The 13,567-nt window shown below is 60.8% G+C and carries 15 protein-coding genes; 5 read left to right on the forward strand and 10 right to left on the reverse strand.

The features are described from left to right. Positions 1-29: 29 nt before the first annotated feature. The 3 genes from QYH43_RS16050 to QYH43_RS16060 all read right to left on the reverse strand — a co-directional run bounded on the left by QYH43_RS16050 (position 30) and on the right by QYH43_RS16060 (position 2,162). A complete protein-coding gene (locus QYH43_RS16050) occupies positions 30-623 on the reverse strand; it encodes an HAD family hydrolase (protein ID WP_301157394.1) in 594 nt (197 codons plus the stop codon). Then, on the reverse strand, positions 620-1,489 hold the full coding sequence (gene tesB, locus QYH43_RS16055; RefSeq protein WP_301157395.1) for an acyl-CoA thioesterase II: 870 nt from the start codon (positions 1,487-1,489) through the stop codon (positions 620-622). The genes QYH43_RS16050 and tesB overlap by 4 nt, the downstream gene beginning before the upstream one ends. 103 nt (positions 1,490-1,592) lie before the next feature. Next, the gene (locus QYH43_RS16060; protein ID WP_095057217.1) at positions 1,593-2,162 is read right to left on the reverse strand and encodes a GNAT family N-acetyltransferase; all 570 of its coding nucleotides are present in this window, start codon (positions 2,160-2,162) and stop codon (positions 1,593-1,595) included. A 79-nt stretch (positions 2,163-2,241) separates the two neighbouring features. Here QYH43_RS16060 and QYH43_RS16065 point away from each other — a divergent pair, with 79 nt between their 5' ends. Both QYH43_RS16065 and QYH43_RS16070 read left to right on the forward strand, forming a co-directional pair. Then, entirely contained in the window at positions 2,242-3,162 is a 921-nt protein-coding gene (locus tag QYH43_RS16065; protein WP_301157396.1) for a histone deacetylase, read from the forward strand. A 279-nt stretch (positions 3,163-3,441) separates the two neighbouring features. Beyond that, positions 3,442-4,683, forward strand: a complete 1,242-nt coding sequence (locus tag QYH43_RS16070; protein ID WP_301157397.1) for a TIGR03862 family flavoprotein — start codon at positions 3,442-3,444, stop codon at positions 4,681-4,683. 116 nt (positions 4,684-4,799) lie between these two features. Here QYH43_RS16070 and QYH43_RS16075 read toward each other — a convergent pair whose 3' ends face one another. Next, positions 4,800-6,140 carry a DEAD/DEAH box helicase gene (locus QYH43_RS16075; RefSeq protein ID WP_301157398.1) on the reverse strand — a complete coding sequence of 447 codons (1,341 nt, stop codon included), beginning with the start codon at positions 6,138-6,140 and terminating at the stop codon, positions 4,800-4,802. Positions 6,141-6,192: 52 nt separating this feature from the next. After that, a complete protein-coding gene (gene yedA, locus QYH43_RS16080; RefSeq protein ID WP_301157400.1) occupies positions 6,193-7,122 on the reverse strand; it encodes a drug/metabolite exporter YedA in 930 nt (309 codons plus the stop codon). A gap of 165 nt (positions 7,123-7,287) precedes the next feature. Here yedA and QYH43_RS16085 point away from each other — a divergent pair, with 165 nt between their 5' ends. After that, complete coding sequence (locus QYH43_RS16085; protein ID WP_007990688.1) at positions 7,288-7,740, forward strand: Lrp/AsnC family transcriptional regulator; 453 nt, start codon at positions 7,288-7,290, stop codon at positions 7,738-7,740. Between the two features lie 118 nt (positions 7,741-7,858). On the opposite strand, the gene QYH43_RS16090 is transcribed toward QYH43_RS16085, so the two are convergent. The 3 genes from QYH43_RS16090 to QYH43_RS16100 all read right to left on the reverse strand — a co-directional run bounded on the left by QYH43_RS16090 (position 7,859) and on the right by QYH43_RS16100 (position 9,825). After that, on the reverse strand, positions 7,859-8,464 hold the full coding sequence (locus QYH43_RS16090) for a PolC-type DNA polymerase III (protein ID WP_095057221.1): 606 nt from the start codon (positions 8,462-8,464) through the stop codon (positions 7,859-7,861). Between the two features lie 22 nt (positions 8,465-8,486). Beyond that, complete coding sequence (locus QYH43_RS16095) at positions 8,487-8,966, reverse strand: NYN domain-containing protein (RefSeq protein ID WP_301157402.1); 480 nt, start codon at positions 8,964-8,966, stop codon at positions 8,487-8,489. 124 nt (positions 8,967-9,090) lie between these two features. Next, positions 9,091-9,825 (reverse strand): DUF2076 domain-containing protein, encoded by a 735-nt coding sequence (locus QYH43_RS16100; protein WP_095057328.1) that lies wholly within the window; start codon positions 9,823-9,825, stop codon positions 9,091-9,093. A 178-nt stretch (positions 9,826-10,003) separates the two neighbouring features. Between QYH43_RS16100 and QYH43_RS16105 the strand changes: the two genes are divergently transcribed. Together QYH43_RS16105 and QYH43_RS16110 are read left to right on the forward strand one after the other, a co-directional pair. Beyond that, positions 10,004-10,678 carry a YciC family protein gene (locus QYH43_RS16105; RefSeq protein WP_301157403.1) on the forward strand — a complete coding sequence of 225 codons (675 nt, stop codon included), beginning with the start codon at positions 10,004-10,006 and terminating at the stop codon, positions 10,676-10,678. A 66-nt stretch (positions 10,679-10,744) separates the two neighbouring features. Continuing rightward, positions 10,745-11,824, forward strand: a complete 1,080-nt coding sequence (locus tag QYH43_RS16110; RefSeq protein ID WP_301157405.1) for an endonuclease/exonuclease/phosphatase family protein — start codon at positions 10,745-10,747, stop codon at positions 11,822-11,824. 118 nt (positions 11,825-11,942) lie between these two features. Here the strand turns inward: QYH43_RS16110 and QYH43_RS16115 are convergent, their stop codons facing one another. Together QYH43_RS16115 and QYH43_RS16120 are read right to left on the reverse strand one after the other, a co-directional pair. Then, positions 11,943-12,776 carry an ABC transporter ATP-binding protein gene (locus QYH43_RS16115; protein WP_301157406.1) on the reverse strand — a complete coding sequence of 278 codons (834 nt, stop codon included), beginning with the start codon at positions 12,774-12,776 and terminating at the stop codon, positions 11,943-11,945. Beyond that, positions 12,764-13,567, reverse strand: coding sequence for an ABC transporter permease (locus QYH43_RS16120; protein WP_053162649.1), 804 nt, complete (start codon positions 13,565-13,567; stop codon positions 12,764-12,766). Before QYH43_RS16120 ends, QYH43_RS16115 begins: the two co-directional genes overlap by 13 nt.

Genomic DNA, 13,567 nt, shown 5'->3' on the forward strand with positions numbered 1-13,567 from the left:
GAAGGCTGCGATCTTTTGATGCAGAGAAATCAAGCGCAAAGCATCTGCCGCAACTCGACACAATCCGCCGCATGCCAATCGGTCAGTTCCGGCCACGGATTGTCCGGCAGATTCACCAGCACCGTCCGCGTACCCGCTGCGCGGCCGCAATCCAGGTCAAACCGGTAGTCACCGACCATCACCATCTCGCTCGTCGGCACGTTCCACGCGTCGGCCAGTTTCAGCAAACCGCCGGGATGTGGCTTCGGTGGCGCTTCATCGCGACCCAGTACATCGTCCACCGCAAAGCAGTCGGCCAGACCGATAGCTTCCAGCGTGACGTGCGCCAGCTCGCGGGCGTTGCGCGTGAGGATGCCCAGGCGATAACCGCGACCCGCCAGTTCACGCACCAGTTCCACGGCACCCGGCGCAGGTTTCGAACCCAGCGCCAGGTCTCGTTCGTGCTCCAGCAGCCAGGCGTGTTTGGCCGCCGCTTCATCCGCCGGCAACGCGGCGAGATGGGTCAGGATGTCGTCCTCGGCCGGAATCGCCAACGCCACACGAATCGCCGCGAAGTCATGCACCGCCACGGTCAGGGTGCCGTCCATGTCGAACACCCAATGACGCACGTCGGCCAGGCTCATGCCCAATCCTTGCGATGACGGATCAGCCCTTCCTGGGTCACCGACGCCACCAGTTGCCCGGCACGGTTAAACACGCTGCCACGGTTGAAACCCCGCGAGTTGCCGGCCCAAGGGCTGTCCATCGCGTAGAGCAACCAGTCGTCCGCGCGCAAATCCTGGTGGAACCACAGCGCGTGGTCGAGGCTGGCGACCTGCATATCCTTGTGCCAGACCGTTTTGCCGTGAGGTTGCATGGAAGTCACCAGCAGGCCGAAGTCCGAGGCATAGGCCAGTAGATATTTGTGCAGTGCCGCGGAGTCGGCCAAGGCGCCGTCGGCGCGAAACCAGACGTACTTGACCGGGTCGGACGGCAGCGGGTTGTAGGGATCTTTTTCGGTCACCGGGCGGAACTCGATCGGCTTGGGGCACAGCAGCTTTTCACGCATCGTCTCGGTGATCAGATGGGCGCGCTGCTGAGTGATTTCCAGCTCCGATGGCAAGTTTTCCGGGCCGACCACTTTCGGCATTTCAGTCTGGTGCTGGAAGCCTTCTTCGTCGTACTGGAACGACGCGCTGCACGTAAAGATCGGGTGGCCTTTCTGGATCGCCGTCACCCGGCGCGTGCTGAAACTGCCGCCATCGCGCACGCGGTCAACCTGATACACCACCGGCAAACCGGCGTCGCCCGGGCGCAGGAAGTAGCCATGCATCGAATGCACGTGGCGCGCCTCTTCAACGGTCTGACTGGCCGCCGACAGCGACTGGCCGAGCACCTGGCCGCCGAACAACTGGCGAAAACCCAGGTCCTGGCTGCGACCACGGAACAGGTTTTCTTCGATCGGTTCCAGGGTCAACAGGTCGACCAGATCTTCCAACACTTGGCTCATTCAGACTCTCCTCACACAACACATTGCCGCGCAGTCTTGGCTGCGGCGGTCGATACAGTTTCCGGACCGGGCCATGGTGGCCATTGTAAACGTCCGTGCCGGCTTAGCCATGCAAGGTTTGCAGCCATTGTTCACGGCTGATGCGGTACAGCACGTGGTGACGCAAGGGATGATCCGCGGAGAGTTTCGGGTGGTTGAAGTCATCGGCCGGATCATGATGCATGCCGATCGCCTGCATGACTTTCTGCGAGGGCAGGTTGTTGTCAGCGGTGAACGACACGACTTCATTCACGCACAAGCGATCAAACCCGCAGCGCAGAGCGGTCCATGCCGCTTCACTGGCATAACCCAGCCCCCAATGTTCGCGGGCCAGGCGCCAGCCGATTTCGGTCGCTGGGGTAAACGGTGCGTCGAAACCGACCACGCCCAGCCCGGTAAAACCGATGAACTGGCCCGTGTCCTTGCGTTCCAGGGCCCAGAGACCGAAACCATGCTCGGCAAAATGACCACGGATTCGCCCGATCAATGATGCACTTTCCAGTCGGCTCAGAGGCTCCGGAAAGTAACGCATCACCTGCGGATCGGCACACATCGCCGCAAATTCCGGCAAATCCTCGTCTCGCCACTGGCGTAACAGCAGCCGAGCGCTTTCGAGTTCCAGTATTGGCTCCATCGTTCCCCGCCCCTCCGTTTGCATGCTGCAAGTCTACAACGCTGGTAGGATCCGTCTCTCATTCCCGCACGAAATCATCATGCCGCTGCCGCTGATTTATCACGAAGACTACAGTCCTGAATTCCCGGCGGATCACCGCTTTCCCATGGACAAATTTCGCCTGCTGCGCGATCACCTGATAGACAGTGGTCTGACCCGCGACGCCGATTTGCTGCGCCCGCCGCTGTGCCCGGCAGAGATTCTCGCCCTCGCCCATGACCCTTCGTATATCGAACGCTACATGAGTGGCGATTTGTCCCGCGAAGATCAGCGCCGCCTCGGCCTGCCGTGGAGCGAAGCGCTGGCGCGGCGAACGGTGCGGGCGGTCGGCGGTTCGATACTGGCGGCCGAACAGGCGCTGGAACATGGCCTGGCCTGTCACCTGGCGGGCGGCACCCACCATGCTCACTACGACTACCCGGCCGGGTTCTGCATCTTCAATGACCTGGCGGTGATCAGCCATTACCTGCTGCAAAGCGGTCGTGTGAACCGGGTGCTGATCTTCGATTGCGATGTGCACCAAGGCGACGGGACTGCACGAATTCTGCACAACACCCCCGAAGCGGTGACCGTTTCCCTGCACTGCGAGAAGAACTTTCCCGCACGCAAGGCCGAAAGTGACTGGGACATTCCACTGCCCAAGGGCATGGGCGATGCGGATTACCTGAAAGTGGTGGATGACGCGCTCAATTATCTGTTGCCGCTCTACCAACCGGACCTGGTGCTGTACGACGCAGGCGTCGATGTACACAAAGACGACGCCCTGGGTTATCTGAAGCTGACAGACGAAGGCGTCGCCGCCCGGGATGAAAGCGTCATGCGTCATTGCCTGGGCCGCGACATCCCGGTGGTCGGGGTGATTGGTGGCGGCTACAGCAAGGACCGTCAGGCCCTGGCTCGCCGGCACGGCATCCTCCATCACAGCGCGCAACGGGTCTGGGCGTCATCAGGTTGTCACTGACGTGTGGATGCTTTACCCACAATGCCTGTGGAACTGCCTGTGGATAACCTGAGTGAAAGGGCCTACAGGCCTTGTTACTTAAAGGCTACAGAACAGTGGTTGTTTTTTAACCAGCATTAGAAAACACCGCTCCCCCTGTAGGAGAGAGCGTGCTCGCGATGGCGTAGGCACATTCAAGGCATAACCTTCTGACAGACCGCTATCGCGAGCACGCTCGCTCCTACAGGGTATCGGGCTGGTAGAATGCGCGGCTTATCCAGCCAGACCGCAGCGCATTCCATGACCCAGCCTTCAAATACCTCCCCTTCTACGGTCGCCATCATCGGCGGTGGCCCCGCCGGTTTGATGGCGGCTGAAGTGTTGAGCCAGGCCGGGATCAAGGTCGACCTGTACGACGGCATGCCTTCAGTCGGTCGAAAATTCCTGCTGGCCGGTGTCGGCGGCATGAACATCACCCATTCCGAAGCCTATCCGGCATTTCTCTCACGCTACGCCGAACGCGCCCCGCAGATCGCGCCGTTGCTGAGAGGTTTCAGTGCCGATGCGTTATGCCAATGGATTCATGATCTGGGCATCGAAACCTTCGTCGGCAGTTCCGGCCGGGTGTTTCCGACCGACATGAAAGCCGCGCCCTTGCTGCGCGCCTGGCTCAAGCGCCTGCGGGACAGCGGCGTCGTTATCCACACCCGTCACCGTTGGCTGGGCTGGAATGACCAAGGTGACTTGCGCATCGACAGCCCGGAAGGCGAAAAAACCGTGCAAGCCGACGCCACCCTCCTCGCCCTCGGCGGCGGCAGCTGGTCGCGCCTGGGCTCGGACGGTGCGTGGATGTTGCCATTGGAGCAACGCGGTGTAGGACTCGCGCCCTTGCAGCCAAGTAATTGCGGCTTCGAGGTGCAGGCCTGGAGCGATTTGATGGTCAGCAAATTCGCTGGCGCCCCGCTGAAAAACATCGCTATCGGTCTCAATGACGACGTGCCACGGCTGGGTGAATGCGTGATCACCGCCACCGGCATCGAAGGCAGTTTGATCTACGCCCTGTCGGCACCGATTCGCGAGGCAATCAACCAGCACGGTTCGGCAACGATTCATCTGGACCTGTTACCGGGCCGGCCTGTGGATAAAGTGACGGCGGCATTGAGCAAACCCCGGGGCTCACGCTCCATGGCCAAGCACTTGCACAGTCAGTTGGGCATCGATGGCGTGAAAGCGGCGCTACTGCGGGAACTGACCCCTGCCGAAACATTCACTGACCCGGCCCTGCTGGCCAACGCGATCAAGGCATTGCCCCTGACGCTGGTGAAAACCCGTCCACTCGATGAGGCCATCAGCAGCGCGGGCGGAGTGTTGTTCGAAGCAATGGATGAGCGATTGATGCTCAAGCAAATGCCTGGCGTGTTCTGCGCCGGGGAAATGCTCGATTGGGAAGCGCCGACGGGCGGCTATTTGCTGACCGCGTGTTTCGCCAGTGGGCGAGCGGCCGGATTGGGAATGGTGCAGTGGTTGCAGCGCAAGGGCTGAAGACCGCGCAGCGCCCATCGCCAGCAGGCTGGCTCCCACAGGGGATTTGTGTCGTTCACAAAAACCTGTGGGAGCCAGCCTGCTGGCGATGACGACCTAACGGACGTAGTGCGAAATTAAGGCTTACGCTTACGCGGCCCAGTGTTGAACACCGGCACTTTGCGCACAGGCTTGATCGAAGGTTCCACTGGCGCCGCTTCCCCGCTATCGACCCATTTACCCAGATTGCGTTTACCACCGCCGCCACCCGAAGCCTTTGGCTTCTTCGGTTTCTTCGGCTTCTTGACCACCTGACCGCTGGCATCGGTGTCCGGCACGCGGTGCTCGGGTTCAAAATCAGGCTCGCCCTGACGCGTCAAGGTCTGGCGCGTCAGCATTTCGATGGCCGACAGCAAATTCACTTCATCAGCACACACCAGCGAAATCGCCTCGCCAGTCGCACCCGCGCGGCCGGTACGACCGATGCGATGGATGTAGTCCTCCGCCACGATCGGCAAGTCGAAGTTGACCACCAGCGGCAAGTCTTCGATATCCAGGCCACGGGCGGCCACGTCGGTAGCGACCAGTATCTGCACTTCACTCGCCTTGAAACGGTCCAGTGCACGCTGACGGGTCGCTTGCGGTTTGTCACCGTGGATGCCGTCGGCGTTGATGCCCAGGCCCTGGAGTTTTTCCACCAGCGCGTCCACGCCGTTGCGGGTCTTGGCGAACACCAGCACTTGCTTCCACTTGCCCTTGCGCATCAGGTGCACGAACAGTTCCGGCTTGCGCTTCTTGTCCACCGTCACAATCCATTGCTTGACGGTGTTGGCCGCGACGTTGCGCGGGCTCACTTCAACGGTCAGCGGGTCGTTGAGCATCTGCCCGGCCAGCAGGCGGATGTCGTCGGAGAAGGTCGCGGAGAACAACAACGTCTGACGTTTCTTCGGCAGCGCACGGTAAATGTTCGCCAGCTCCTCGGAAAAGCCCAGGTCGAGCATGCGATCGGCTTCGTCCAGCACCAGGGTTTGCAACTGGTTGAACTTCAGCGCGTTCTGGCGGAACAGGTCGAGCAAACGCCCCGGGGTTGCCACCAGCAGATCAACGCCGCTGCGCAGCTTCATCATTTGCGGGTTGATGCTGACGCCGCCGTACACCGCGTAAGTGCGCAATGGCAGGTTTTCGGCGTACTGGCGCACGGCTTCGTGAACCTGTTCCGCCAGTTCGCGGGTTGGCACCAGGATCAGCGCACGCACCGAGTTGGCCGTGACTTTCGGCCCTTCCATGGCCAGCAGTTGCAGCAGCGGCAAGGCGAAACCGGCCGTCTTGCCGGTGCCGGTCTGGGCGGCGGCCATCAGGTCGCGACCGGCCAGCACCGCCGGAATGGCTTGCGCCTGAACCGGCGTCGGAGTCTGGTAGCCGAGCGTCTCGAGGGAGCGCAGCAAGGGTTCGATCAGGCCAAGGGTGGCGAAAGTCATGGGAGTACCGTAGGAAAAATCAGCGCGGGTGTGCAATGCCGCGCAGTTTACCCTAATTCACGCGGGATTCTGTCGGCACAGCCGTCACCACTGGCCGTTGCGGTGCACGACGCCACTGCGGCAGGCCGATCAACACCACCGCACTGATGATCACCAGCATGGCCAGCGCTTCTTCGATGCCGATGGTTTCACCGACAAACACGATGCCCAGCAACACCGCCACCGCCGGGTTGACGTAGGCATAGCTGGTCGCTGCCGCCGGGCGCACGTGCTTCAACAAGTACATGTAAGCGTTGAAAGCGATGATCGAACCGAACACGGTCAGGTACGCCAACGCGGCCCAGCCTTCAATCGGCGGCATTTTTTCCAGGTGTTCCCCGCTCACTGCGCTGGCAATCAACAACACGACGCCGCCCACCAGCATTTCCACCGCGCTGGCCATCGCGCCCTGAGGCAACGGCAGGTGTTTGCTCCAAACAGAGCCAAAGGCCCAGGTCGCCGCTGCAAAAATCAGCAACGCCGCCCCCAATGGACTCGATTGCAGGTTGGACCCCAGGTTGAGCATCGCGATGCCGATGATCCCGAGCACAATCCCGGCCCATTCGAGACGGGTATTACGTGCACCCCAGAAATATCCGCAGAGCAAGGTAAACAGCGGCACCGTCGCCACCGCCAGCGCTGCAACGCCGGAAGCAACGCCGGTGTGTTCCGCCACAGTGACCGCGCCATTGCCACACGCCAGCAACAAGATCCCGATGATGCCCGCGGCTTTCCATTGCGCCCAGGTCGGCGCCGGTGCCCCGCGCCAACGCAGATAGGCGTACATCAGCGTCCCGGCAATCACGAAACGAACGCCCGCCAGCAGCAACGGCGGCCAGTACTCCACGCCGATGCGAATCACCAGATACGTCGAACCCCAAATCACGTACAACGCGAAAAAGGCAGCGATCAACGGTAAGGGAAAGCGACGGAGGCCAGGCATGGGGAGCAGCTCGCAGGCAAGACAAGTGAATGGCTATTCTAGAAAGGCCAACGGTGGAAAATAAGTTACAAAACGTGTTTATCGCGCCGGTACACTTTTAAAATCACGGAGATTATTGCGATAAACCGTGCTTTCGAAAGTCAGTCATTTTCAGGAGTCGCCACCATGGACAAATACGACCGCATGCTGCTCAGCGCCCTGCTGGAAAACGGTCGCGCGTCCTACGCGGACTTGGCGCGCAAGGTCAACCTGAGCGCCCCGGCCGTGGCCGAGCGCGTGGCCAAACTCGAAGCCAGCGGCGTGATCACCGGGTACCAGGCGAAAGTCGACATGGCCAAGCTAGGCCTGCCGATCCAGTGCGTGATCGAACTGCGCCTGAACCAGCACGGCAACCAGAAGGCCTACGACGACCTGATCAAAATCCCGCAATTGACCGAATGCCACCGGGTGACAGGTGACCCATGCGTGATCATGCAAGCGGCGGTGGGCTCGATGCCGGAGCTGGAAGAGCTGATCAACCGGATTGCCACGTTCGGGTTCAGCAAGACGTCGATTGTGTTGTCGAGTGCGATAGAGAAGCGCGTGCCGTTGGGGCATATCGAAGGCAATGGCAAATAGTTACATGTAGGCGCTGGCTTGCCAGCGATGACGGATTCAAATTCAAACCCGATGCTGGCTGATCCACCGCTTTCGCCAGCAAGCCGACTCCTACAGGGGATGTGCGGTGTACTCGGGGTCAGCGATAGCGCTGGAGATGCTCGGTTACTTTCGCGGCCGGTACTTTCTGCAACTTGCACAGCAAATCATGGGACAGCTCGCGCAAGCCATGCTTCTGCAACAACTCTTCGGCGAGGTGCGTGGTCAGGTTGGCCGCCATCTCGGCATCGGCCATCGCCCGGTGGGCCTTGCCGGTATTGGGCAGGTTGGCAAACGTGGTGAGGGTGCCGAGCTTGTGGTTCGGCGCCGCAGGCATCAGGCGTCGGGCCAACAGCAACGAGCAAGCGAAGTTCTGCAACCGCGTGCGCTTGATCCGCCCCAGCTCGAAGTCCCAGAACTTCTGGTCGAACGCGGCGTTGTGCGCCAGCAACGGCGTGGTGCCGACGAACTCGTTGACCTCGTTCATCACCTGCTCCGCCGATGGCGCGGTGCGCAGCATGGCGTTGCTGATGCCGGTGAGTTGCTCGATGAACGCCGGGACGCGCACGCCGGCGTTCATCAGGCTCTGGTAACGCTCGACGATGCGCCCCTGTTCAAGGATCACCACGGCAATTTCCGTGGCCCGGCAGCTGCTGCTTGGGGAGATCCCGGTGGTTTCAAAGTCGATGACTGCGATGCGTTCCAAACCTGTTTCAACTCCGTAAAAATCAATTCTTGAGCAGCAAAGCGCCTTCAATCGGCACGTAGCGGCTGGCGGCGCGGATCAGCGAGTTGGCGGTCAGACCCGGCACCCCGTAGGCCACCGCTTGCACGCCGTGCTTGTTGATGATGCGTTCGAGCAGCATGTCGAAATCACCGTCGCCGGAGGCCAGGACGATTTCGTCGACATGGTCGGCGGCGTCCATGATGTCGAGGGTGATACCCACGTCCCAGTCGCCCTTGGCCGAGCCGTCGCTGCGTTGGATATAGGGTTTGAGCTTCACGGTGAAACCGAGGTTGCGCAGGATCTGCTGGAACTGCTGCTGCTTGCTGTCGCCACGATCGATGGCGTAGGCATAGGCTTCAACGATTTCACCCTGTTTGCTGATGTCAGCCCACAGCGCAGCGTAGTTGAAATGACAACCATAGGCCTGACGCACGGTGTAGTAGAGGTTTTGGACATCGGCGAACACTGCGATTTTTTTCACCGGCTTTCCTCAAGGCTGAAATCAGGCTCCAGGCCCGAAAGGCGCCCAGTATGCCAGCGTCGAGGAATATTCCGCGAATAATCGGCTATGTGGCGAGGGAGCTTGCTCCCTCGCCACAGGTGTGTCAGACGAAGGAATCGTCGTCGCCGCTGAAGAATGATTCATCGCTGTAATCGGCGTCGTCGAAGCCGCCCTGATCGTTGCCCGCCATGCGCTGGTCATCGCCCCAGGTGTTGTTGCTCTGGTCGTTGACCTGGGCCGGCTCTTCCTTGATGACTTCGACGACTTCCTGCGGTTGCTGATTGTGCTGGAACAGGCTGCTGATGCCTTGTGCCAGCATCACACCACCCGCCACGCCCGCAGCCGTTTTCAGTGCCCCGCCGAGAAAACTGCTCCCGGCCGCTGCTGGCGCCTGAGGGGCGTAATTCTGCTGCGCTGCTCCGAAGTTCTGCTGTGAGCCGAACGACGAACGCCCCGGTTCACGCCAGCCCGCGTTCGAAGGTGGCGCACTCTGGGTTGGCGCGGGCTGTGGATCGCGGGAAGCGCCGCCGAAGATGCTCGACAAAAAGCCACCGCTGCTCGGTGCTGAAGCCGGGGCCGACTGTGTCCTGGCCTGTTGCAGCTCAGCCTGCAATTGCTGGACCTGCTGGGTCAGTTGCTTGTTCTGTTCATCGAGACTCTTGATCGCCGCCTCTTGCACCAGAATCGCCTGGGTCATGAAATAACCTGCCGCCGGCTGGCGCGTCAGGTGTTCCTTGATCCGCGCCTCGGCCTGGGCGTCGCGCGGGGCTGCGTCCGTTTCGGCCTGTTGCAGCCGGGAAAACAGTCCATCGATCAGGGTTTGTTCTTCGCTGTTCATGGCGACCTCGTAGATTGCCGGGAAAATCGTTGCCTTCATCCATTGAGGATAAGCTGCTCGACCTTAATGGAGGCTGAAACAAGATGTTTCAATGTCCTTTACCGAACGTTTACGTTTGCTTACGCCTGCACATCATCGGTTACAGTGTGCACCTGATTACAACCAGCGATACCGACTGATGAATCCGTTAGATGTACTGCGTGACTCCCTGTATTTCTTCAAGCGCAATCTGGGTCAGATCGTGCAGCTGTGCCTGCCGCTGGTGATCCTTGAAGCGTTGCTGCAACAGGTGGTTGATCATTCCACCGAGCCGGACAGTTTCCCCGGCATCAGCGTGATCGTCGGCCTGCTGGTGTACCCGTTGTACACCGCCGCACTGATCCTGTTTCTCGATGCCCGCAGCCGGGGCGAATCGCCGAGCAACCGCGAGCTGCTGTCGCGGTCCGCCTATCTGTGGCCACGCTTTGCCCTGCTGACGGCCCTCAACACCGTGTTGATTCTGCTGGGCCTGTCGCTGTATTTCCTGCCGGGCATCTACCTGATGGTGACCTTGGCGTTCGGCGAATACCTGCTGGTCCTGCGGGGCCTGGCGCCACTGGTGGCGATGAAAGAAAGCCTGCGCATGACTAAAGGTCACTTCATGCGCATCCTGCTGTGCATCCTGTGTGTGATGGGGCCGCTGTGGCTGCTCAAAGGCCTGACGCTGGCGGCGTACCCGGAACCTCAAAACCCGGTGGTTTCCATACTGATCGACAGCGCCCACAGTTTCCTGCAGCTGTTCACCAGCGTGGTGCTGTTCCGACTGTTCATGCTGATCAGCCCACTGCCCGAGAACAATGACGCACCGCTCTGACCTTGGGCGCAGTCATCACTCTCGGGTATGCTCGGGAACAATTTTGTAACGCTAATAAGCCGAGCCATGACCCGTCTACTGCGCTACACCCTGCTGGGCCTGACGATGTTGATCGGTCTGATCGCACTGTCGATCTACAGCCTGACCTGGCGCCCCGAGGCCAAGGAAGTGCTGGCGGTCAATTGCAGCGCCCAGGCACCGACGTTGGCGCCCGGCCAGGCGCTGAAGGTGATGACCTGGAACGTTCAGTACCTGGCCGGCAAGCGGTATGTGTTCTGGAATGACTTGGCCGCTGGCACCGACGACAGCCCTACGCCGGAAGACATGGCCTTCAGCCTCGACGAAGTGGCGCGGGTGATTCGAGACGAGCAACCGGACATAGTGCTGTTGCAGGAACTCGACAACGGCGCCAAGGCCAGCGGTTACCAGAACCAGCTGAAACTGTTACAGGAACGGGTCGCCGACTTGTATCCGTGCAGCACCAGCGCCTTCGACTGGAAGGCCGATTTCGTCCCCAATACGCACATCTTCGGCAGCGTTGGCCGGCAGTTGGCAACCCTGAGCCGCTTCCAGATCGAACATGCTGAACGGCTGCAATTGCCGGTCGCCTCGACCAACCCGGTCAGCCGCCAGTTCCAACCGAAAGACGCCTTGCTGGTGGCTTACTTGCCGTTGAGTGACGGCGGGCAGATAGCGGTTCTGAACACCCATCTGGAGCGCTCGGCCCAGGCCGACGATACGCTGCAAACCCAGGTGAGCGCCGTGGCCAAGGTGCTCGACAAGCTCGAAAGCCGTGGCACACCGTGGCTGATTGGCGGTGACTTCAATCTGTTGCCGCTGGGCCAATACCGACGCCTGCCCGACACGCAACGCACGCCCTACTCCGCCGACAGCGCCTTGCATGTGCTGTGGGACAAATACCCGATGATCCCGAACAACAACGAGGCCGGTGGCGTCGACCGCGAACGCTGGCTGACCCACTACCCGAATGATCCGAGACTGAACGGCCCGGACCGGACCGCCGACTACCTGTTCTACAGTCCGCGAATCAAACGGGTCGAAGCACAGGTCCGGCAGGACGATACGTTGCGCATCTCCGATCACCTGCCGGTGATTGCACGGTTCCTTCTACCGGCTGCGCCTTAACGCATAACCTGTATGAGCTGGCTTGCCAGCGATGACGTAGTGTCAATCGACATCATTGTTGAATGATCAATCGCCATCGCTGGCAAGCCAGCTCCTACAGGGGATGTGCGTTGGCGGCTTAATGCACCTCCTCCAGATCATCATGCAGCAGGCCGAAAATCTCGCGCTTCATCTCGATGAATGAGCGCTCCATGACCATGTCCAGATTGCGCGGACGCTCGATCGGCACGTCCAGAATCTGCTTGATCCGCCCAGGTCTGGCGCCCATGACGTAGACCCGGTCACCCAGCAGAATTGCCTCGTCGATGTCGTGGGTCACGAACAAAACCGTCTTCTTGCTGTTGCCCCAGACCCGCAACAACAGCTGCTGCATTTGCAGGCGGGTCTGGCTGTCGAGGGCGCCGAAGGGTTCGTCCATCAGCAGGATCTGCGGGTCGTTCGCCAACGCCCGGGCTATCGCCACGCGCTGCATCATGCCGCCGGAAAGCTGCTTGGCGTAGTTGTCGGCAAAGCCGCTCAAACCCACCTCGTTGACGTAGTAATCGACGATGTCCTTGCGTTGCGCCGCCGGCATGCCGCGACGTTTTAGGCCGAACTCGACGTTCTGCCGCACGGTCAACCATGGGAACAGCGTGTAGCTCTGGAACACCATGCCGCGATCCGCGCCGGGGCCTTCGACCTGCTGACCGCCAACGTAGATCTCGCCTGATGTCGGTTCGGCCAGGCCAGCGGTGAGGTACAGCAGGCTCGACTTGCCGCAGCCAGAGGGCCCGACGAGCACGGCGAATTGCTGGTCCGGCACCTCGAACGACACTTCCTCCAACGCGGTAAAAGTGCCGCCATCGGGTTTGTTGTAACGCAGGCTGACCTTGTCCACTTGCAGCCGGGGCGCGTTCACCGGGAAAGCCTGAGGGGCGACAAAACGATGAGTGGCGGCGGTTACTGAGCCCATGCGGTGATCCTCAGGCGAAGGAAACGGAACAGTTGATCGGTGAACAGACCCAGCAGGCCGATGATCGCGATGGCGAGGAAAATCACATCCACCTGAAAACCACGCATGGCCTTGAGGCTCAGGTAACCCAGGCCACTGGAAGCGGCGACCAGTTCAGCCACCACCAGGTAAGTCCAGGCCCAGCCCATGGTCACACGCAGGGTGTCGAGCACACCTGGCAGGGAAGCCGGGGCAATCACGTGCAGCACCGCGTCACGACGGTTCGAACCGAGGGTGTAGGAAGCGTTGATCAAGTCCTTGGAGATACCTTTGGACACGTCCGCGATCATCACCAGTTGCTGGAAGAACACACCGAAAATAATCACCGACACCCGCTGCTCCAGACCGATACCGATCCACAGGATGAACAGCGGCACGAACGAGGTCACCGGCAGGTAGCGAATGAAATTCACCAGCGGTTCAAGGAAGGCCTGGACGATGCGAAAGCTGCCCATCAGCAAGCCCAACGGCACCGCCACCAGAGACGACACAATGAAGCCGACCATCACCACTTCGACACTGGCCCACACATGCTGGCCAAGGGTGCCGTCGCGGCCTAACCGCACGGCGGCTTCGACCACCGCGCCCGGTGTCGGCAGGAACATGCCCGGCACCACGCCGCCGTAGGACAACCCGGCCCACAGGCCGACCAACAACACCCAGGCCAGGCCGCTCGCGCTCCAGATCACCGAGACCGGCAAACCGGTCTTGGGCGTGATGCAGCGGCTCAGCCATGAATTGCGCTTGAACAT

Source organism: Pseudomonas sp. C32, from assembly GCF_030417915.1.
Lineage (GTDB): Bacteria > Pseudomonadota > Gammaproteobacteria > Pseudomonadales > Pseudomonadaceae > Aquipseudomonas.

Coding starts and splice junctions, on each gene's coding strand:
- yedA (WP_301157400.1), bottom strand. CDS start 7,122: ATGCCTGGCCTCCGTCGCTTTCCCTTACCGTTGATCGCTGCCTTTTTC.
- QYH43_RS16065 (WP_301157396.1), top strand. CDS start 2,242: ATGCCGCTGCCGCTGATTTATCACGAAGACTACAGTCCTGAATTCCCG.
- QYH43_RS16120 (WP_053162649.1), bottom strand. CDS start 13,567: ATGTTCAAGCGCAATTCATGGCTGAGCCGCTGCATCACGCCCAAGACC.
- QYH43_RS16110 (WP_301157405.1), top strand. CDS start 10,745: ATGACCCGTCTACTGCGCTACACCCTGCTGGGCCTGACGATGTTGATC.
- QYH43_RS16060 (WP_095057217.1), bottom strand. CDS start 2,162: ATGGAGCCAATACTGGAACTCGAAAGCGCTCGGCTGCTGTTACGCCAG.
- QYH43_RS16085 (WP_007990688.1), top strand. CDS start 7,288: ATGGACAAATACGACCGCATGCTGCTCAGCGCCCTGCTGGAAAACGGT.
- QYH43_RS16075 (WP_301157398.1), bottom strand. CDS start 6,140: ATGACTTTCGCCACCCTTGGCCTGATCGAACCCTTGCTGCGCTCCCTC.
- tesB (WP_301157395.1), bottom strand. CDS start 1,489: ATGAGCCAAGTGTTGGAAGATCTGGTCGACCTGTTGACCCTGGAACCG.
- QYH43_RS16100 (WP_095057328.1), bottom strand. CDS start 9,825: ATGAACAGCGAAGAACAAACCCTGATCGATGGACTGTTTTCCCGGCTG.
- QYH43_RS16070 (WP_301157397.1), top strand. CDS start 3,442: ATGACCCAGCCTTCAAATACCTCCCCTTCTACGGTCGCCATCATCGGC.
- QYH43_RS16115 (WP_301157406.1), bottom strand. CDS start 12,776: ATGGGCTCAGTAACCGCCGCCACTCATCGTTTTGTCGCCCCTCAGGCT.
- QYH43_RS16105 (WP_301157403.1), top strand. CDS start 10,004: ATGAATCCGTTAGATGTACTGCGTGACTCCCTGTATTTCTTCAAGCGC.
- QYH43_RS16050 (WP_301157394.1), bottom strand. CDS start 623: ATGAGCCTGGCCGACGTGCGTCATTGGGTGTTCGACATGGACGGCACC.